The 20,713-nt window shown below is 41.8% G+C and carries 19 protein-coding genes; 12 read left to right on the top strand and 7 right to left on the bottom strand.

Annotation, left to right across the window (positions count from 1 at the left end; genetic code table 11):
* Nucleotides 1-19 precede the first annotated feature (19 nt).
* Together ACQKFG_RS13980 and ACQKFG_RS13975 are read left to right on the top strand one after the other, a co-directional pair.
* Complete coding sequence (locus ACQKFG_RS13980) at nt 20-1,210, top strand: MFS transporter (RefSeq protein WP_427559861.1); 1,191 nt, start codon at nt 20-22, stop codon at nt 1,208-1,210.
* A gap of 103 nt (nt 1,211-1,313) precedes the next feature.
* Entirely contained in the window at nt 1,314-1,643 is a 330-nt protein-coding gene (locus ACQKFG_RS13975; RefSeq protein WP_427559859.1) for an Ac45/VOA1 transmembrane domain-containing protein, read from the top strand.
* Between the two features lie 104 nt (nt 1,644-1,747).
* Here the strand turns inward: ACQKFG_RS13975 and ACQKFG_RS13970 are convergent, their stop codons facing one another.
* Nucleotides 1,748-1,891 (bottom strand): hypothetical protein, encoded by a 144-nt coding sequence (locus ACQKFG_RS13970; protein ID WP_192206889.1) that lies wholly within the window; start codon nt 1,889-1,891, stop codon nt 1,748-1,750.
* Between the two features lie 145 nt (nt 1,892-2,036).
* On the opposite strand from ACQKFG_RS13970, the gene ACQKFG_RS13965 reads away from it, so the two are divergent.
* From ACQKFG_RS13965 to ACQKFG_RS13955, 3 genes are all read left to right on the top strand, one after another.
* On the top strand, nt 2,037-2,900 hold the full coding sequence (locus ACQKFG_RS13965; RefSeq protein ID WP_427559856.1) for an STAS domain-containing protein: 864 nt from the start codon (nt 2,037-2,039) through the stop codon (nt 2,898-2,900).
* A 178-nt stretch (nt 2,901-3,078) separates the two neighbouring features.
* The gene (locus ACQKFG_RS13960; RefSeq protein ID WP_427559853.1) at nt 3,079-3,516 is read left to right on the top strand and encodes a hypothetical protein; all 438 of its coding nucleotides are present in this window, start codon (nt 3,079-3,081) and stop codon (nt 3,514-3,516) included.
* 253 nt (nt 3,517-3,769) lie between these two features.
* Nucleotides 3,770-6,139 (top strand): penicillin acylase family protein, encoded by a 2,370-nt coding sequence (locus tag ACQKFG_RS13955; protein ID WP_427559850.1) that lies wholly within the window; start codon nt 3,770-3,772, stop codon nt 6,137-6,139.
* Nucleotides 6,140-6,192: 53 nt separating this feature from the next.
* Here ACQKFG_RS13955 and ACQKFG_RS13950 read toward each other — a convergent pair whose 3' ends face one another.
* Both ACQKFG_RS13950 and ACQKFG_RS13945 read right to left on the bottom strand, forming a co-directional pair.
* Nucleotides 6,193-6,411 (bottom strand): hypothetical protein, encoded by a 219-nt coding sequence (locus ACQKFG_RS13950; protein ID WP_081395591.1) that lies wholly within the window; start codon nt 6,409-6,411, stop codon nt 6,193-6,195.
* Nucleotides 6,404-7,027: a sigma-70 family RNA polymerase sigma factor gene (locus ACQKFG_RS13945; RefSeq protein WP_192206884.1), complete on the bottom strand. Its 624-nt coding sequence runs from the start codon at nt 7,025-7,027 to the stop codon at nt 6,404-6,406. Before ACQKFG_RS13945 ends, ACQKFG_RS13950 begins: the two co-directional genes overlap by 8 nt.
* Before the next feature lie 156 nt (nt 7,028-7,183).
* Here ACQKFG_RS13945 and ACQKFG_RS13940 point away from each other — a divergent pair, with 156 nt between their 5' ends.
* From ACQKFG_RS13940 to ACQKFG_RS13925, 4 genes are all read left to right on the top strand, one after another.
* On the top strand, nt 7,184-7,348 hold the full coding sequence (locus tag ACQKFG_RS13940) for a YvrJ family protein (RefSeq protein ID WP_228467557.1): 165 nt from the start codon (nt 7,184-7,186) through the stop codon (nt 7,346-7,348).
* A gap of 414 nt (nt 7,349-7,762) precedes the next feature.
* Nucleotides 7,763-8,593 carry a GNAT family N-acetyltransferase gene (locus tag ACQKFG_RS13935; RefSeq protein ID WP_427559845.1) on the top strand — a complete coding sequence of 277 codons (831 nt, stop codon included), beginning with the start codon at nt 7,763-7,765 and terminating at the stop codon, nt 8,591-8,593.
* Between the two features lie 11 nt (nt 8,594-8,604).
* The gene (locus tag ACQKFG_RS13930) at nt 8,605-9,063 is read left to right on the top strand and encodes a DinB family protein (RefSeq protein WP_349728844.1); all 459 of its coding nucleotides are present in this window, start codon (nt 8,605-8,607) and stop codon (nt 9,061-9,063) included.
* A gap of 350 nt (nt 9,064-9,413) precedes the next feature.
* On the top strand, nt 9,414-13,232 hold the full coding sequence (locus ACQKFG_RS13925; protein ID WP_427559842.1) for a bifunctional 2',3'-cyclic-nucleotide 2'-phosphodiesterase/3'-nucleotidase: 3,819 nt from the start codon (nt 9,414-9,416) through the stop codon (nt 13,230-13,232).
* A gap of 66 nt (nt 13,233-13,298) precedes the next feature.
* On the opposite strand, the gene ACQKFG_RS13920 is transcribed toward ACQKFG_RS13925, so the two are convergent.
* On the bottom strand, nt 13,299-13,757 hold the full coding sequence (locus ACQKFG_RS13920) for a TspO/MBR family protein (protein ID WP_427559839.1): 459 nt from the start codon (nt 13,755-13,757) through the stop codon (nt 13,299-13,301).
* 142 nt (nt 13,758-13,899) lie between these two features.
* Between ACQKFG_RS13920 and ACQKFG_RS13915 the strand changes: the two genes are divergently transcribed.
* Nucleotides 13,900-14,763 carry a DUF4349 domain-containing protein gene (locus ACQKFG_RS13915; protein ID WP_427559836.1) on the top strand — a complete coding sequence of 288 codons (864 nt, stop codon included), beginning with the start codon at nt 13,900-13,902 and terminating at the stop codon, nt 14,761-14,763.
* A gap of 47 nt (nt 14,764-14,810) precedes the next feature.
* On the opposite strand, the gene ACQKFG_RS13910 is transcribed toward ACQKFG_RS13915, so the two are convergent.
* Entirely contained in the window at nt 14,811-16,178 is a 1,368-nt protein-coding gene (locus ACQKFG_RS13910) for an amino acid permease (protein ID WP_427559833.1), read from the bottom strand.
* A 457-nt stretch (nt 16,179-16,635) separates the two neighbouring features.
* On the opposite strand from ACQKFG_RS13910, the gene ACQKFG_RS13905 reads away from it, so the two are divergent.
* On the top strand, nt 16,636-16,932 hold the full coding sequence (locus ACQKFG_RS13905) for a hypothetical protein (protein WP_427559830.1): 297 nt from the start codon (nt 16,636-16,638) through the stop codon (nt 16,930-16,932).
* Here the strand turns inward: ACQKFG_RS13905 and ACQKFG_RS13900 are convergent.
* Nucleotides 16,904-17,248 carry a phage holin family protein gene (locus ACQKFG_RS13900; protein WP_427559827.1) on the bottom strand — a complete coding sequence of 115 codons (345 nt, stop codon included), beginning with the start codon at nt 17,246-17,248 and terminating at the stop codon, nt 16,904-16,906. The two genes, ACQKFG_RS13905 and ACQKFG_RS13900, sit on opposite strands and share 29 nt — an antisense overlap.
* A 428-nt stretch (nt 17,249-17,676) precedes the next feature.
* Nucleotides 17,677-18,567 (bottom strand): TetR/AcrR family transcriptional regulator, encoded by an 891-nt coding sequence (locus ACQKFG_RS13895; protein ID WP_192206877.1) that lies wholly within the window; start codon nt 18,565-18,567, stop codon nt 17,677-17,679.
* 609 nt (nt 18,568-19,176) lie between these two features.
* Here ACQKFG_RS13895 and katA point away from each other — a divergent pair.
* Nucleotides 19,177-20,634 carry a catalase KatA gene (gene katA, locus ACQKFG_RS13890; RefSeq protein WP_427560773.1) on the top strand — a complete coding sequence of 486 codons (1,458 nt, stop codon included), beginning with the start codon at nt 19,177-19,179 and terminating at the stop codon, nt 20,632-20,634.
* Nucleotides 20,635-20,713: the final 79 nt, after the last annotated feature.

Raw genomic sequence — 20,713 nt, 5'->3', positions numbered from 1 at the left:
GTGAAGGGTCTGAACAAAAGTGAATTATATCGAGCCTGCTGGTAAATCATTCAGGAAAACAATCTTGGCTTTATTTCTTGGTAGCTTTGTAACGTTTGCGGATCTGTATAGTACCCAACCGGTCATTCCGGTTTTCGCAAAGCAATTCGGAGTCTCTCCTGCAATGGCAAGTCTTACATTATCATTCGCAACAGGAACGCTTGCCATCTGTTTATTGCTTGTTTCCTTTTTCTCAGAAAATATCGATAGGAAAAAAATAATGGGGACGGCCCTCACTCTGTCTGCATTGTTATCCATATGCGTCAGCTTCATCCAGGATGACCTATACATCCTTATCGCAATACGGGCGATTCAAGGAGCGGTGCTTGCAGGTTTCCCGGCAATTGCGATGGCCTATATCAATGAAGAATTTCATCCGAAAAGCCTGGGCTATGTGATGGGGATCTATGTGAGTGGTTCGAGTATCGGCGGATTGGCTGGAAGGCTGATTGTCGGGGTGCTGACCGACCATTTCTCATGGAACATAGCGATTGGAAGCCTTGGGGCTTTAAGTTTGATCATCAGTCTGGCTTTTTGGTGGATGCTTCCGCCTTCGCAGCATACCATCCGCGTAGGGGCCTCATTTTCGAGAATCAGAACCTCCCTTATTAATAACTTAAGGAATGGCAGACTAGTACTCTTGTTCGGTATGGCCTTCCTATTAATGGGCTCGTTCGTTACTGTCTATAACTTTGTGGGCATACCTTTAATGGGACCGCCATATCATTTATCACAAACATTGATAGGTTTCATATTCATTATCTATCTTGTGGGGACATTCAGTTCCACATGGATGGGGAAGCTTGCCGATCAATATGGTCGGAGGCATGTACTTCTTATCGGAATCGCAATCATGCTGATGGGCGCCCTTTTAACCTTATTGGATCCGCTTTTGCTTAAAATAATGGGGCTTGCATTGTTTACATTCGGTTTTTTTGGAGCTCATTCAATTGCGAGCAGCTGGGTCGGAAGGTTGGCTGATAAGAGTGAAAAGGCACAAGCGTCCGCTTTATATCTCCTGTTTTACTATGCGGGATCAAGTGTAGTGGGGGCATCAGGCGGTTTATTCCTGATGAAATTCGGCTGGGGAGGGGTCATCTCGGCTGTATCCATTCTGATCATCCTGGCTGCCGTTTGTGCAATGATGGCTGGAAAAGTGAAAACCGTTTAAATAAAATGATCTTTTCTATCATGTTTTTCCGGAATCCTGAATATAATCTAGTGGAAATGGATATTGAATAATAGATTGATAAGAGAAGAGGGTAATAGATAGAGTGAAACGAAAAGCAGTAATTCTCATGGGGTTAATAGCCGTTTTAATTATATTATTCGTTGTATACTTAACAAGTCCGGGCAGATTGGAAAAGGTGGAGATTGTTGAAAAATACTATCCTCATTTCTCCGATGGCAAGGCAGTCGGTTTTAAGACGAACGAAGTCATTGATGTGTCGGAAACCGAAGAGGGATCCAATTGCGCAATGAAATTCAACAATGGGAAAACATTGGAAATTGATTGTGACCGTTATTTAACATACAAAATTGATGAAACAGTCTATATTACTACTGAAGGAAACCATGTGAAGGAAATCCGGAGAAAAAGGTAGAGGCTATCAATATTTAATGACGGAGGAGCTGGGTTTGCATAATAAAGCAACTCAGCTCTTTTTTTATCCACTCAAAAACCCAGACCGTATTGGACTGGGCTTTTTCATTTTTTATCTTTGGTTTTACCTTTATCCTTTTTATTACGCCGAAGCACATCCAAGATTCTGCGGCTGTTATTTTTACTGTTTATGAGTTCGACTAAATCGCTCATGTTTTCAGATTCAAAGTCTTGTTGATCTTTTTTCATGGTAATCCCTCCAAGTCATATATCATAATACCCTTATGTAGAAGAGGGTAAACGTCTATTATCATACTGGTAATAGAAGGATTTTATATCTTTAACCATTCATTATTTGATAAAATGTGATAAAAGCCCTGTATGGGAGGTCCATATGGAAGAATTAAGAATGATCGGTGAAAAAATTGGAAAATTCAAATATATCTTAGTGGAGCATATCGAGTTGTTTGAAGAAGAGGAACCGCTCTATGATTTTGAAACGAGTAAAGAGGTACGTTCAAAGCTTATTCAAATACATGCAGATGCCTTGATCCATGGGAAAGCACAAGCGATGGAAAGTATGAAAATAACGGGTATGGAAATAGGAAAGCGCATCGTGGACATGGGCATTCCTTTAGATAAGAATATTGAGGAAGCTCAGCTGATACGCAACCTTTTCTGGAGTTTCATTGAAGAAGAGGTAAGCAATCGCTATTACTCCATTGAAATTCTGCTAAAGGCAAGCTCGATAATAGATGCAATCCTGGACCAATTCATACACTGTGTGAGTATCAGTTATGTGAATCATTATAAAGAAATGGCGAAAGTGGCAAACGATTCTTTGCGGAAGATAAAAGAAAACCAGGAAGTCATGGAAGAACTGTCCACCCCGATCGTTCAGACCATATTAAAGGATGTGCTGCTCTTGCCATTGATCGGACGCATTGACGATTGGAGAATGGAGTCGATGCAATCGACTGTTCTGCAAAAATGTGCAGATTTGCATGCGGAAGTATTGATCATGGATTTCTCCGGAATTACTTTTACGAAGGAAAACAATATGCTCTCCCTGCTGGATCAATTAGTGGGGGCACTGGCATTGATGGGGACGGAAACGATTTTTGCCGGTTTTCCCCCTGATGTCATGAAAGAGATCGTCACACTTGATTTTGCAAATCGGGTAGAAGCCTTTCTATCGTTCAGGCAGGCTCTGGAGCATCTGTTTAAACAAAGGGGACTGGCTGTTCAGCCAATATGATGGAGGTATCCTTTTTCAGGGTATCTTTTTTCTATGTCAGGCTAACATTCCTGCGACTCTCATATTTTATCGCCCATCGCCATTTCTCCGTGTTATAGTGAAATGACGTGGGCGGACAAGTTGATTTTCATTTGAATTAAATAGGACATGTAAAGCGTGTAAGGAAGGTGGATGAAGCGTGTTTTTCAAGAAAAGTGAAGAACCTGATCATAACGAAAAATGGTATTGTGTAGGAATCATGACGGATAAAGGGTTGGAAGATGAAGAATATGATGTTTTGTCCAAACTCATCCTCGACTCGGTCCAAAATGTCTCGGTCATATCGGACTTGGTAAGGGTGGAATGGGATCGGGATAAATTGCGAGCCTTGAACGAACGTTTTCAGGACCCATCCTTTTCCGACCCATGTTTTATCATTAATGAATTCATACCAGAGGATATAAAAAGGGAAAGGAAACTTCTGGAGAAAACTTATAAATGGAAGAGGCTCTTTGGTCTCCTCTCCCCGATTGAATACATGGAAGCCGAGACGAAGGCGGCCCATGACTTTGATAAAGCTCTCTTTTATACAGACGATGCAGATAAAGTGATTGAATACATTCTTGCAAATAGCTAGCATCCCCTGCAAAAACACCGATACAATGTATCGGTGTTTTTGCATTTGATTCTATGTTTATCGGAGCAATTTCGATAGTAATTCGGCCTTGCTCGGAATAATCCGTTCTTGTGCGAGTAAAGTCAGACCTTGTACATTTACGAACTTTCGGAAATAAAAAGAGAGAATGTAAGGAAGTTGGTAGGAAAGAGGGGCCTAAACGCGGAATATCTAAAATAGAAAGAGAGTTTTAAGGGGAGAGGAAGATGAAGCGATGGAAGTTGCCATACCTCAGCAAAAGCCAAAACGGAAGTGGAGAAAGCGTGCGCTATGGGGTTTTGGTATCCTGATCATTCTTTTGCTGTCAGTCCTGATTGCTGCAAATGTATTTCTTTCAAGGTCCTTGCCGGAAACAAAGGGGGAAATATCGCTTCCAGGTCTTTTGAAACCGGTTACGGTGGTGAGGGATTCAAGTGGGGTACCGCATATTAACGCAGCGAATGAACATGATTTGTATTTAGCCCAAGGGTATATCCAAGCACAGGACCGCTTATTTCAAATGGATTTAAGCAGGCGTCAGGCGTCAGGAAGATTGAGTGAAGTGATTGGTGAGAAAACCGTCAAAAATGATAAGTATTTCCGCACACTTGGGTTGAGGCGGGCGGCTGAAGCCTCTTATGCAGCATATTCAAGTGACGGGAAGGAAGCCTTGGATGTGTTTGCCGAGGGGGTGAACCTTTATATCGATGAATTGAAGGAGAATGGGAAATGGCCGGCGGAGTTCACCCTGCTTGGATACGAACCAGAGCCTTGGACACCCGTCGATTCGCTGACCATCGGTAAATATATGGCCTTTGATTTAGGCGGGAACTGGGAAGATCAGGCGTTTAGGCAATATTTGCTGCAAACGTTCCCGAAGGAAAAAGCATATGATTTATTTCCTGATTATCCAAAGAGTGCTCCATATATCATCAGCAAGGAAGAACTGGATATTGAAAAAAGTTTTGCCGGGGCCGTTATTCCCTATGAATTCAACGGCAGCAATAACTGGGTCGTTTCAGGCAAGAAAACGGATTCCGGTCAGCCGTTATTGGCGGATGATCCCCATCTGGGCTTGGCTACACCATCCGTTTGGTACCAAATGCATTTGGAGGCCCCTTCAGTCAATGTGAGCGGTGTTATTTTTGCCGGGATTCCGGGAATCATACTAGGCCATAACGAAAAGGTCGCTTGGGGTGTGACCAATACCGGCCCGGATGTTCAGGATCTGTATATCGAGAGGAGAAACCCGGAAAACGAGAAGGAATTCTCCTACAAAGGGAAGTGGGAAAAAGCTGATATCTTGGACGAACCCATCAAAGTGAAGGATGGTAAAACACTTGATTATCAAGTGACGGTTACCCGCCATGGACCTGTGGTCTCCGAGTTTGCCGGGAAAAGCGGAAAAGATACCGTGCTTGCAGTAAGGTGGACGGCACTTGATCCATCCGCCGAGCTTGAAGCGGTACTGAATATGAATAAAGCTGGAAGCTGGAAAGAATTCGAAAAGGCCCTCTTGAAATTCGAAACGCCGGCACAGAATTTCGTCTTTGCCTCAGCCGATGGGACCATTGCCTATAAGGCGAATGGGAAAATCCCAATCCGGAAAAAAGGCGATAGTATGCTGCCTGTACCTGGCTGGACGGATGAATTTGAGTGGAAAGGCTTCATTCCCTTTGATGAACTTCCAAAAACGGTGAATCCGGAAGAGGGATTCATTTCGACAGCGAATAATAAAGTCATCTCGGATGACTACCCTTACCACATCAGCAATAACTGGGCACAGCCGTACCGTCAGATGAGGATACAGGAGTTTTTAAAAGCCAATAAAAAGCTTACTGCCGAGGATATGCAAAGCCTGCAGATGGATAAGGTGAATTTGCAAGCCAAGGAGTTTGTTCCTCAATTCGTGGATGTATTGAAAGGTCCATGGGGGAAACAGGAAGACCAGGCACTGACGATTCTGAAGAAATGGAATCATATTGATTCCGTTGATGAAGCGGCACCGATGATTTTTAATGTTTGGATGAAAAAAATAGGGGATGTTCTGCTTACGGAAGAAATACCGGAGGAAACCCTCAACCTCTTTAATGGAAGGCGTTCGGCCGTTGATGAACTACTAAGGCGGGCGCTGGACGGTGAGCCGGGCCCTTGGATTGAAGAGGCAGGCGGACTTGAGCAGGTGCTTGCCAAGTCGTTACAAATGACGTTAACCGAGCTTGAAGAATCACAAGGTGACGATATAGCCGATTGGGAATGGGGAGACTATCATCAGGTCAGGTTTAACCACCCGCTATCGAGTATCGTCCCGTTAAATTATGTATTTAACAGCGGCGGCGGAATACCGGTAGGCGGCAGCAGTGTCACCGTACAGGCAGCGGCATTTTTAGATGATGGAACCGTTAATCACGGGGGCTCCTGGAGATTCGTCATCGACCTATCCGACATGAATCAAGGATATCACCTCGTTGGCCCGGGTCAATCAGGTAACGTCAAAAGTGAGTGGTACCACGATCAGCTTGATGATTGGGCAGAAGGTACTTATCACAAAACCACATTGGATGATCCAAAAGGGGATAAGCTGACATTGAAACCATCATATTGAAATCTGAAAAAAAATACCAAGTCCAGCATCCTTGCTCTGGACTTGGTACTTTTTCATTGTTTTTGCTTAGTAAAGAATTCTGCAAGGAACTCCTCAAAATTAGGGGCCTCGATTGCTGCGATTTTTTCATATGATTCAATGATCTTGAGTTTAATTTCTTGCTCCAGATCATTCCGGTCTTGATAGTTCGTGTTTTTTAACGATTTTTTTATTTTAGGATTCAAAGAGTCTATGAGATCCAACAATTCTTCTTTTGACAGTTTTTTATCCACAATGGCTTTTCTCCTTTCTAACATATACCTCATCCATATAGTGCTTTCGAAGTTTTTTTAGAGCTTGTTTACGGATGCTTGAGATATTCTGCGGCGACTCATGGAAATAGGCAGCAATTTCCTTGTTGGATAGGCCGTAGGAAAAAATCATGGTCAATACCAGGCTTTGTTTGGCTGTTAACGTCTTCAAGGCTTTGATTATCTCTTCATCACTTATGTGTGAAGCGAGTTCGTTCGTTTCCCCCATCTTTTCAAGTTGAACGTCCAACGTGCCGATTCGATCGATCAAACCGCCAGTATCCATTGGTGTCGCATCAAGTACCATTCGATAGCGTTCCCGTTGCTTCCGTGCCCTTTTATCAAAATCAACAGAGAAAAAGTAAATTAAGGAGCACATGTATTTGTATACTTTAGCCCGGTAATAGAAAATTCTGAAAGTCTCGTTGAGATGATCAATGTTGTGGGAAGAAGGGGAATCAAGAGTTTCAGTGAAAATCTTTAAATGCTCTGGATTCTGTAAAAATAAATGAATGATCGGCTGTGCAAAGAAAGATGAGTACTGTTGCTGCAGAAACTCCAAGGAATGAGAAAAAAAATGAGAAGTAAAGTGGTTCATTGTTATCCCTCCTTTTATTAATAAAGTGATAGACAAGGGGAATAAATCAATTATATAGGAACATTCGTTCTTTTTTCCATGAATCAATAGTGCTAGATTGATTTTTTAAAACAAGTTTCACTTTAGATATCAGATACAAGAAAAGGGGTGAAGAGGATGATGATTGAGGATGCTACTATGTGGGTTTCATTAGTTAGCGAATTTGGCTATCCATTCGTCGTTTCTATGTTTTTGCTCTTCCGCTTCGGTAAACAATTAAAAGAACTGACTACGGACGTAGAGAACTTAAAAAAGTCCGCTCATAAAACGAAAAATCGATAACCTCAGGACGTAATGTGCCAGGTGATAAACACCGAATTTCGGATTCTATTCTAAAAAGGGTCCGGAATTCGGGTATAAAGAAATGGGTACTCTGAAAAATCAAGACTTAAGTAAAAATCCCTCCTTTAAAGTCAAGTTAAATAATGGTAAACCATTATTTGGAATATAGCACAAAATAGGTAAAAAATAATCGTCATTTGGAATCATTTTACTACTATAATTCATCCGACAATGGAATTAGATAGGAAATCCTCCCCTCGTACGATTTTTGTTTTATGGATTAAAGTGAAAATACTTTTAAAAAAACAACATTCATCAATAAACTTATGAATAGTATGCGGCATCCAAGTAAAAGGGTGCTGCTTTTCTTATTTTTTGGTAATAAACTGATAAAATGGAAAAGGGGTGGAGAATTTGAAGGGTGAACAGCTAGAAGATATTCGAATCCTGCAGCAAGAATGTGAACGGGAAGGTTTTACTTTAAAGCTAAACTGGGAAACGCTTCGCAGTCGGAATGGTGTGCATAAGAATGACTTTTTTCACTATGATGGATTGAAGCTTGTTGGGTTTATTGGTCTTTACGATTTTGGAAACAAAGCGGAGATGTGCGGGATGGTCCATCCTGATTACCGGAGGAAAGGCATTTTTACAAAGCTTCTGGAAGAGGCTATAGGGAGTGCAGTGGAGCGCAACTATAAGTTGATTCTCTTGAACTCACCTGCTCAATCCCATTCAGGAACAGGATTTTTGAAACAGCTCCCATGTGAGTTTGCGTTTTCTGAGTTTCAAATGAAGTGGTCCGAAATGGAGCTTGACGATTATGGTGATGCAGTCGTTCGCCCTTCACGGAGAGATGATGAGGAAACGGAAATTCAGCTGGATATTCAATGTTTCCAATTTACGAAACAAGAGGCGATGGATTATTATCAGCGCATCCTATATGAGGATACTCTGAAAACCATGATGATTGAAAAGGATGGCCGAGCGGTCGGTAAGATCCGTGTTGATCACTCAGACCAGGAAGCATGGATTTATGGATTTTCAATTTTGCCAAAGTACCAGGGAAAAGGACTTGGCAGAAAGGCGTTGAAAAAGGTCGTAGCCGAACAATGCCAGCTGGGATATGATATTTTTCTTGAGGTCGAGGCGACTAATGAGCATGCATTAAGACTCTATGAATCTTGTGGATTCAAAACCATTCAAAGACAGGATTATTATCAATACAAAGGGAAGACAAAGAGTTAGGGGCTGGGATGATGTTGACATTATTCATTTATAACTGGCAGGTGCGAAGTGAGTGGTTCGTATGGTGCCGGGCCTTACCGAGTGAGGAACTGAAACGGCAGCGCATAGGAGGGATGGGCAATATATTGAGGACACTTGCCCATATTATCGATGTCGAATGCAGCTGGATAAAGGCCATACAAGGAAAGCCTGATGTAGCGATCGATTTGGATGCTTATGATACGATCGAAAAGGTTGAAGATCTGTCCATCCGTTATCATTCTGAGGTCATGGACTATTTGAATTCCCATTCGATTGAAGATGAGCAAGGAATGATACAGCCATCTTGGATGGAGGGGACATACGAAAAAGGCATGATACTGCGCCATATCATAGCTCACGAAATTCACCATATAGGCCAGCTGTCCATCTGGTCGAGGGAAATGGGCATCGAACCGGTATCAGCCAGTTTAATAAATCGGGCTTTATAGGCATTAAACTTTAAAACTGGTAATGCAACTGGCATTACCAGTTTTTTATTTTGAAAGGAATTCTGAGGGTTTTTTTCAAAATGTTTCATTGAAGTATAGAGTCTAAGAAACTTATCTTTGTGATCTACCCTGGGTTTATTAATAGGGAACTTTCTCCCTAGGGACTCAATGGGATTCGATGATGACTATATACATGATTGAAGGTATAACGAGCTATGGACTCTGAATGGGAATGGTTAAAAAGTATGATTTATTCAAAATTCGTAATATTACGGTAAATTTTGACGCTTATTCGACAAAATCATGATATATTATTCTAGCATTTTACAAAAATAGAAGGGTTGTGAAGTATGTCGTTCAAGATGCATGTTAATAAGATGCTCGCCCCGATTCTTGCTGTGAGTTTGGTTGCAGCCCCATTTACCGTACCGGGGGAGACATCCGCCAAAGAGCCTAATAAGAAACCGGTCACGACTGAACCATTTATCATTACAGCTCCAACTGTTAATTACACAAAAGGCACAAAGGCGACTGTAACGGTCACACCGAAGAAAGGGAATAAAGGAAATGAAACCGTTGTCTTCCAATTGATGAATGGGACGAAAGTCATTTCACAGTCAGCCATTGAGGCGGATATTAAATCGGCCCAAAAGTTCTCCGCGTACTTCAATTCGTACAAATCGGGTTATTGGGTCAAAGTATCGGTTGTCTCCAAGTATAACGGCAATACTAGTAACTTCGGCAACAGCCTGGCAGCCTCCGTATCGGATGCACCATTTGAACTAAGGATCATGGAAACGACGGATATACACACTAATCTGGTGAGCTATGATTATTATAAGGATGCCGTATCGGACTCGGTCGGCTTTTCGCGCACGGCTTCTTTAATCAAACAGGCACGAAAAGAAGTGAAAAATAGCGTTTTGGTGGATAACGGCGACCTTATTCAAGGGACCCCGCTAGGTACGTACAAAGCGAAAATAGCGCCACTGAAAAAAGGTGAAGTCCACCCCGTCTATAAGGCGATGAACTTACTTGACTATGATGCGGCCACATTCGGCAATCATGAATTCAATTATGGTTTATCTTATTTGGACGAGGCCATCAACGATGCGAACTTCCCTTACATCAATGCCAATGTTTATAAAAAAGATAAAGACAATAATCCAAAGAATGATAAAAATAAATATACTCCATATAAAATCGTCACGAAGAAAGTGAAGGACATCAATGGAAAAGAAAAATCAGTAAAAATAGGCTACATTGGATTTGTCCCTCCACAAATCATGGATTGGGATAAAGCGAATCTTGACGGTAAGGTCACTACAAAGGAAATCGTCACGACAGCGAATAAATATGTACCTGAAATGAAGAAAAAGGGCGCGGATGTCATCGTGGCGCTCACACATTCCGGGTTTAATGGCGACACCAAAAATACCGAGGATGTCATCTATTCATTAAGCAAGGTATCCGACATCGATGCCATCACGTTCTCCCATACGCACAAGGTCTTTCCGGCACAAGATGAGGCTTCTTTAGACAGCCTATTCAAAGATGCCCAAGGAAAAATCCTTAAAGGTGTGGATAATAAAAAGGGTACCATCAATGGTATACCAGCCGTTCAAGCAGGATATGGCGGCAGTAATCTCGGGATCATCGATCTTGATATCCAAAATATCAAGGGAAAATGGAAAGTCGTCAATTCCGAATCATCCACACGGGCAATCAACGACAAAATAACAGGAAAAAAGGCAGCTGAAGATGCGTCTGTCGTCAAAGCTGTGAAGAAGGATCACGAAGGAACGATCAAGTATGTTAACATGCCAATTGGAACGACTACAGCTCCAATTCATAGCTATTTCTCCCTTGTGCAAGACGATCCTTCCGTACAGGTCGTGACGAGCGCACAGAAATGGTATGTAGAGAAATACATCCAAAGCAACCGCCCAGAATACAAAGACCTGCCCATTCTCTCTGTAGGGGCTCCTTTCAAAGCGGGTCGCAATGGAGTCGAGGAATTCACCGAAATCAAGGAAGGCGGACTGACCATTCGCAGCGCCGGTGATTTATATTTATACGATAATACCTTGAAGGCAATCAAGGTCAAAGGGTCCGTGGTTAAAGAGTGGCTTGAGATGTCTGCAGGGAAATATAATACAATCGATCCTGCCAAGTCTGAGGAACAGGAGCTTCTTAATGGAAAATTTGCCGTCTATAATTTTGATGTGATTGACGGCGTCACGTACCAAATCGATGTCACCAAGGCTCCGCGCTATGATGAAAAAGGGATGAAAGTGTCGGATTCCAGCAGGATAGCAGATTTGAAATATAATGGTGAACCAGTGGATCCGAATCAAGACTTCATCGTCGTGACGAACAATTACCGTGCTTCGGGCGGGGGGAACTTCCCGGGAGTCAAGGGCAGCGAATATGTAGTTGACTCTGCGGATGAAAATCGCCAGATCTTGATGGATTACATCACACAAGAGGGTGAGATCAATCCAACCGCCGATAATAACTGGTCGATCGCCCCGATTTCAGGTAAGGTGAACGTTACCTTCACCTCATCACCAAAAGGTGCGGAATATTTAAAAGAAGACAGCGCGATTTCCTATACAGGCAAAAAGGATGATAAAGGCTTTGGTATTTACAAATTCAATTTGGGGAAAGAAAACGTCAAGGTGCAGCTGCTCGGGATCAATGATCTTCACGGCCAGCTTGATACCACCTCCGATTTTGGCGGTATCAAACAAGGGCGTGCTGATTATTTAGCTGCGCACTTGAAGCAGCGTAAAGCTGAAAACCCTGAAAATACACTATTATTATCGGCAGGGGATGCTGTTGGGGCAAGTGCTCCCGTTTCTTCTTTGATCCAGGACAAACCGACGCTTCAGTTTTTGAATAATATGAAATTCGATGTCGGAACTGTCGGGAATCATGAATTCGATAAAGGGGTAGAAACCCTGATGGCTCAAATCAATGGCGGAAAGTCACCAACATCCGATGTAGTATTCGATAAATTGAACTTTCCATATGTAGTAGCCAATGTCGTATATAAAGACACGAAGAAACCAATTTTGGATCCTTACGTGATAAAAAAGGTCGGCGGGGTTGATATTGGGTTCATCGGTGTAGTCACGAATGCCACTCCTCAAAAAGTAAGTCCGGATGGCATTAAGAATGTGGAATTCATAGAACAGGCACCTGCAGTAAATAAGGCGGTTAAAGAGTTGAAAGATAAAGGCGTCAAATCGATTGTGGTCATCTCACATGACCCAGGCACGGAAAAGGAAGGGGTCATCACAGGGGAAGTGGCTGATCTTGCTAATGCCGTGGATGATGAAGTAGATGTGATCTTAGCCGGAGATAATCATGCTAGGGTCAACAATTATGTGGATAATAAATTGATTGTACAAGCTTACTCTTATGGAACGGCTTTTGAAGATGTGGATTTGGAAATCGATCCAAGCACAAAGGATATTGTCAAAAAGTCAGCTGAAATTGTTACGGTTACACAAGATGGCATCACACCGGATGCCGTGACGACTAAATTCATTAACGACTATTTAGACATGTTCCCAGAGTTGAAAGCCCCGCTTGGGACAACGGATGAGAAAATTTTAAGAACCAACGCCTATACACAGGAAACGGGCCTTGGGAATTTAATCGCCGATTCGATGAAGGCAGATTTGAATTCCGATTTTGCCTTCATGAACCCAGGTGGAATTCGTGCAGATATTCCAAAGGGGGAAGTCACTTTTTCCGATTTAGCGAAAATCCAGCCGTTCGGAAACGTATTGGTTAAGCTGGAACTGACTGGAGCAGAAGTGAAAACACTGCTTCAACAGCAATGGGTCGTCGAAGGAGCTCCGAAAACTTTGCAAATTTCTGGACTGAGCTATACAGCCGACTTCAGTAAACCTGTCACGGAACGTGTCACCTTATTGAAGAAAGCGGACGGAACGCCGATCAAGGATACCGAAACATACACGGTGGCCGTCAATGATTTCATGGCTAGCGGCGGTGATAACTATACCGTCCTGAAAGGAAAAGAGCGCGTGTTTGGACATGCTGACCTGGAAGCATTCGTTAACTATGTGAAAGAAACCTTTAAAGGCGGGAAGATCACGGCAGAAATCGAAGGCAGAATTACGAATATCAATAATTAATAGAGGCTTACTCGTGAAACTCTAAAAGTGAGCGCCCCTTAATAGAAGGGGCGCTTCTTTATGTGGTTAATTGTTTCTGAAAATGGAAAAGTTCAATCCCAATGCGAAGGTGACCCATGCTATATAGGGAATCATCGCTAAACCGGATGCACGGTCTATTCTATAAAACTCGAATGCCGTTAAAGTAATCAGGGTCAGAAGTGCAGCCATTTCAATAAAGGCCGTTCCGCGCAATCCCCATTTGAAGAATAAAAAAGACCATAAGAAATTTAACCCTAGTTGAGTATCGTAGAGGCGTTCAGCGGACTTCGATTCCTTTTCTTTGGCTGCAATGCGATATTTCGCTATTCCCATAATCGTATAAAGGCTTGTCCAAGCAACGGGGAAAGTCCAGGAAGGAGGAGCAAATGCAGGCTTCTTGAGTTTATCATAAATTTCTTTTGAATTTCTTGTGGCGAATATACCCACGAGTGAACCTCCGACCACAGGTACCAATAAACTTTTAGCAAATTTTCCGTAGTTCATAATGAATCCACTTCTTTCTTCATAATTTGGATGTTCTTATACCTTTACCTATTCATATGAAAATAAAACATGTTCTTCAAGGACCAAGTGTAACTTTCTTCCAAATTATACGTCGGTACTATTAAGAAAAGGGGGAATACCGATGAACCGTAAAACAATGTTGCTTATGTTCTGTTTGTTACTTTTACTTGCTGGATGCAGCAGTAATGAAAAAGATGATTCGGCATCTAAGGCACAGGATGAAACGGCGGACAGTAAAATGGACGCTTCAATTTCCGGGAATAAGGTGCAGGAAGAAGCATCGGAAAAGGAAGGGATGACGGATGAAAGAAAGGTCATCCATCAAGCTCAGCTTGAGTTGAAGGTGAAGAACCTTGAAAAAGCACAAATGAAGATTGAGAATAAGGTTGCTGAATATGGCGGATATGTGGTCGAGTCCAATGTATACAGGGAAGATGAAGAACTGGTGGAAGGAACGATCACTGTACGGGTCCCTGAATCCCATTTTCAGGATTTTCTGACCGATAGCGAGGGCGAGGCTTCAGAAGTGGTCGGAAGGAATGTGACAGGACAGGATGTAACGGAGCAATATGTAGATCTAAAAGCAAGATTGAAATCAAAGAGGGCAGTAGAGGAAAGATTACTTGCATTCATGAAGGATGCCGAGAAGACGGAAGATTTACTGAAAATATCATCCGATCTTGCCGTGGTGCAAGAAGAAATAGAGCAGCTGACCGGGCAAATGAAGTATCTTGAAAACCAAACCTCATATTCGACGGTTACCATCACGTTATCACAGGACCGGATAGTTGTGCCTGGCATTGATAATAAGGAATTGAATACATGGGAGAGAACGAAGAAACAACTTGCAACGAGTGCGAATCTATTACTTAAAGCGGGTTCAGGAATCATTGTTTTCATAATAGGAAACTTGCCTATCCTCATTATTTTAGGCGGAGCTGGTGCGGTGGCTTATTGGGTGATCAAAAGAAGGGGTAATAGGTGAAAGGCAGAAATAAGAGGGTGCCAATTAGATTGGGCACCCTCTGACATTTATTTATTCCGTTTATGCAAGCCAGTCACATAATACAGGGCTATCAACAGTAAGATCCAAATCGGACCAACGATTAGAGCGATTCTTGTATCTGCTGAAAAGCCGAGTACTACCATTACGAATACTAAAAAGGCCAAAGTGAAATAAGAAGTGAATGGGAAAAGCGGCATTTTGTAAGACAAGCCTTGCTTTTCTCCCTGACTCATTTTCCGTCTGGACATGATCTGTGTGACAAGTATGGTTCCCCATGTCCAGAGGGCACCGAATGTGGCGACACTTGTGACGTAAGTGAAAACTTTATCGGCTTCCATGTAGTTAAGGTAAACACCGAAAAGAAGCACGACAGCCGAAACGATGATGGCAACGCCAGGAACGCCTGACTTTGTAGTACGTTCGAAACTTTTTGGTGATTCACCTTGCTGCGCTAGGTTGAATAACATTCTTCCTGTACTGAAGATCCCGCTGTTACAAGATGAAAGGGCTGCTGTCAGTACGACAAACTGAATGATTCCTGCTGCGCCTGGTATACCGATTTTATCAAACATCATAACGAATGGGCTGTTTTCTCCATTCATTTCATCCCATGGGGTGATCGATAAAATGACTGTCAGAGCTAAAACGTAAAAAAGTAAAATCCGATAAAAAACGGTATCGATGGCTCTTTTTAAAGATTTTTCAGGATTTTTAACTTCACCTGCGGTTACTCCAAGCATTTCAATTCCCAAATAGGCGAACATGACCATTTGGAAAGAGAGGATGAAACCGGAGATCCCATTAGGTAAAAACCCTCCATGTTCAACAAGGTTGCCGAATCCGACCGCGATTCCGCCGTTCCCAAGTCCGAAAATGATCATTCCGAAGCCAAGGACGATCATAAGTATGATAGTAATGATTTTCACTAAGGCGAACCAAAACTCCAATTCACCATATGCTTTTACGGCAAGAAAGTTAATCGTCGTCATGATGGCAAGAGCGGCTAACGCCCAAGCCCATTGCGGTGTATCAGGGAACCAAAATTGCATATAAATTCCGACTGCCGTAATTTCAGCCATACAGGTGGCAATCCAAACGAACCAGTAATTCCATCCGGTTATATATCCGGCAAGAGGACCGACAAATTCGCTAGCATAACGACTGAAAGAGCCTGCGACAGGATTCTTAATCGCCATTTCCCCTAGTGCACGCATGATAAGATAAATCATAAGCCCGCCAATGGCGTAGGAAATGATGATGGCTGGGCCGGCTAATTTTATCGCAGATGCCGAGCCAAGAAATAAACCGACTCCAATGGCTGCGCCAAGAGACATTAATGCGATATGTCTTTCTTCCAAACCTCTATGTAGTTGAGATTCTTTGGAGTTTTGCATAATTTTCCCCTTTTCTATGTTGGAGTTTATTTTCTCTATCTAGCATTTTATCACTAGTAGAGGTGAATACATATAATTTATTGATTTTTCACATAATATTACAACTAAATAATATATTTTAATAGGAAGAATGTAAAGTAAAAAATGAAAACGCTTACTACAAGGCGATCCAAACAATTTTCATCGTATTTATAATCATTCAAAACTATTAGAATGCTATTCAAACAAAATATAATTATGTGATTTTTCTAAAAATTTAGACTTTATCAAGTAAAAAAGCTGGCCCCAAAATAAAGAACGGCATGTTCGTTCCACAAAAGCCAGATGGCGGAAGCCCATTCAGGATGATCTACAAAGGGTAGCGATTATGCTGATTGATTTTAAATGACCTCATTTCGGTTACGCCCGAAGGCATCTACAGGACTCTGTTCATATCACTCCGGTAAGAAGCCATTCCATGAATCGATTGATACGGATTTCCAGAGAAGTCATTTTATATGTAGATTTATGGAAAAATATTGTCGAAAATGAGAGAAAACGGCCAGTGAGGCTTAGCGGAATTCAGGGGAATAGCCCGGGAAATATCGAAGGCTGGTATGGAAATGAAAATGATACGAAAAACCGTCAGAAATTCAATTTAATGTTTCAGTATGAGTTCCTAAAAAAAACTGTAGACAAACTCGGTGAAGTCGAGTTTGTCTACAGTTTTAGCCAACAGCATGCTACTAACGGTTTTTTTTACTCTGTTTTATAAGAAGACTTTGAATGAAACTCAATAACAATGATCCAATTAAAGCTCCCCAAAAAGAATGTATTACAAAGCCACTGACTGCATAGGAAGTGATTTGAAATGTGAAGGCATTGATAATGAAAGAAAACAACCCGAACGTCAGGATGGTGATTGGCAATGTGATAAGCAGGAGAATGGGTCTAACCAGCAAGTTCATGATCGATAATATAAAAACCGCCAGCAAGGCTGTTCCGTAAGATTTAATCGTGATGGAGTCGAGAAGCCAGTCAATAACGAGCAATACCAGCCCGTTGATAAGAAAACGCATTATTATGTTCATGAATAACTCCTCCTGAAGGCACTTTACTACAAGTCATTATACTAAAATTTCATGAATTTCAGTGATGTGTTTGCAGAATTGTCACAAAAAAAAGAGGAAAGCTATGTATTTCCCCAGAGTCGACATTGACCTTTTTACTAAAAAGGGGTCCAGTAGATTTCAGAAACCCGCTCCCTTTCCGCCGACTGTCTGCCAAGCCTCATCAAAGCAAGCGCCTGTGGGGTCTCGGCTAGTCAGTTATTCGGCGAAATTTCTTCAGGCTTCATCTGATATAAAAAGTAAACCATGAAGTGTAAGCAAGTCTTGTTTTAAAAACACCGTTCGTCTACATTCTTTTCATTTAAAAAGGTCCAGTTGATTTCAGAAACCTGTCCCTTTCCGCCGAAAGAACCACCACTTGTCTGCAAAATGCACCCATTAGGTTCTACTTAGTTGTGGGCAATGATCTTTTCGAATTCACTTAATTCCAATGTGTTTTTCAATTTCGGGTTGGTGTTTAAGGAAAGCAGGGCACTTTCGATGAGAAAGATTCGCGGTTCAGCGTTTTGTAATAATTCCTCTTGGATAAAGTGAATCAATTTTAAGTTTTTGACACGTTCCGCTTCATCATCTTGGCATAGCCTCAAGATCATCTTTTTTAGGCCATTGGCAGAGTGCAGGAGTGCTGTATGAAAATCCTGCTGTGTATGGAAGCACTCAGGCAGCCATTGCTTGATGAGATCGGGTTCCAAAAGCTGTGCTTTTGACGAGCTGACATCTTCGAAAATCGATTTAATCCTATCTACACAATAACGGATAATTTCAGTAGGGTTGAAATCGGGCTCTTTAGCCAAGGCATTAAAATGAACCGTTTGATGCATCATCCCCGAGTAGAGAATGGCACAGTCCAAAATATAAGGTTTTTTATCAGCACCGAAAATGTCCAGAAACCGTTTGGATAGCCAATGGATATGCTGGAATTTAGCATGTGTTATGAAGTTCTTAAGTTCTGAATCATTTGAAATCATTACTTCTTCATATAAGAAAAAGATTTTATTGTTTTTGTTGGAGTGCATTTGTAATTCGGATTGTTTGATGAATATTTCAATATCTGCAAGGTTTTGCCCAATCAGCAATTCATTCCGCTCTTTTTCGAATTTTTCTTGCGAAGTCAGGAAGACTGCCTTAAGCAATTCGCTTTTAGAAGAAAAATAGTTATAAAATGTTCCTTTTGAAATGCCGCTATAATCTAAAATATCCTGAATGGAAGTGGCTTGATAACCCTTTTCAATAAATAATTGGTGTGCATATTTAACTACCAGTTGTTTGCGCTCATTCATATATATCACCCTTACTCTTATTGGACGGTCATTTTAACGTAATAGTATCTTATTTTCTATACGAACACAAACCAGTATGTTTACAATTTCTCCAGCGAAATAAGGGGGAAGGCATTTTTATTTCAGTCCGATTATGAAGAGTCCTGCTGTAGTTGAGGTTCACAAAAGCAATGAAACATTCAGTTTCTGCCGCCTTCTATCCGTCATGTAAATAAAGCTTGATGAAGTGAACAAAGTCACAGGTAATCACTTCGGTTTGTTATAAGATAAATAGAAGGAAATAGGTAAGTAGCGCAAAGTATCCATGAATATTCGTGGTCATTCTCGATTACTACCCCATTGGTAGGAGAAATGATAAAATCACTTATCAAGAAGGAATTTTGGGTATAAGGGTCGTATACCATTATTAGGAATTATAATATGTCAATAAGTTGTTATATCAATGTTTATACATTTCCAGTTATCCGTATTATGGTAAAAATTGAAGTCGTTTTATCAACGGAAAACAAATGAATTGATTATTATATTAAAATTATTATAAATAAGTATTGATTTTTTTCTGAGAAGCTTTATCATTATATACATAAATATTAATGAAAAGGTGGTTCAATTATGTCGAATAAGAGAAACCTTACTACAAGCTGGGGAGCGCCAGTTGGAGATAATCAAAACTCGATTACTGCCGGAGAACGCGGCCCGGTACTCATTCAAGATGTACATTTATTGGAAAAACTAGCCCACTTCAACCGTGAACGTGTGCCTGAACGTGTAGTTCATGCGAAGGGTGCCGGTGCATTCGGAACTTTCGAAGTAACGAACGACCTTTCTCAGTACACGAAAGCTAAACTTTTCAATGGTGTGGGCAAAAAGACAGATCTTTTTATCCGTTTCTCCACAGTTGCAGGTGAATTGGGTTCTGCTGATACAGTCCGTGACCCGCGTGGATTTGCTGTTAAATTCTACACGGAAGAAGGAAACTACGATATCGTCGGTAATAATACGCCTGTATTCTTTATTCGCGATGCGATTAAATTCCCTGATTTCATTCATACACAAAAAAGAGATCCTAGAACACATTTGAAAAACCCTACGGCTGTTTGGGATTTCTGGTCACATTCACCAGAATCTTTGCACCAAGTGACAATCCTGATGTCCGACCGGGGCATTCCTGCTACACTTCGTCATACACATGGTTTCGGAAGCCACACATTTAAATGGGTGAATGCTGAAGGACAAGGCGTTTGGGTGAAATACCACTTCAAAACAGAACAGGGCATCAAAAACCTTGATGTGGATCTAGCTGCAAAACTAGCAGGTGAAAACCCTGATTACCATACGGAAGATCTTTTCAATGCGATTGAAAAAGGGGACTTCCCTGCATGGAAATTATATGTTCAGATCATGCCTCTGGAAGATGCGGATACATACCGTTTCGATCCATTCGATGTGACGAAGGTATGGTCTCAAAAAGATTATCCGTTGATCGAGCTTGGCCGTATGGTATTGAACAGAAATCCTGAAAACTACTTTGCTGAAGTAGAGCAAGCCACGTTCTCACCAGGAACATTCGTACCGGGAATTGAAGCTTCCCCAGACAAGATGCTTCAAGGACGTCTATTCGCATATGGAGATGCACACCGTTACCGTGTGGGCTCGAATCACAACCAGCTTCCGGTTAACCGTCCGAAAGTGGAAGCGAATAACTATCAGCGTGATGGCTTCATGCGTGCTGATGACAATGGCAAGGGATCTGTTTATTATGAGCCGAATAGTTTTGGAGGCCCTGCCGAATCAACGGAAAATAAAGTGACTCCTTTCGAGGTGACTGGACAGGCTGCACAAGTCGGTCATAATAGTGATGATCACTACACTCAAGCAGGTGACTTATACCGTCTATTAAGTGCCGAAGAGAAAACTCGTCTTGTTGACACAATCGTGGGCGCAATGAAACCTGTCGAATTGGAAGAAATCAAGCTTCGTCAAATCGGTCATTTTTACAAAGCCGATCCAGAATACGGAACCCGCATAGCCGAAGGTTTAGGTTTGCCCGTACCGCAAGAAGCGTAAAATATGGGACTCTCAATCTATTAAATGAAATCAGGCATCCATTCATGAATGGGTGCCTGTTTTGTTTATGGAGGGCTCC

This window comes from Peribacillus sp. NPDC076916 (assembly GCF_050269675.1).
GTDB classification, from domain to species: Bacteria; Bacillota; Bacilli; order Bacillales; family DSM-1321; genus Peribacillus; species Peribacillus aracenensis.
The sequence above is the reverse complement of the archived record's forward strand: the minus strand, read 5'-3'. Positions and strand labels throughout refer to the sequence as shown.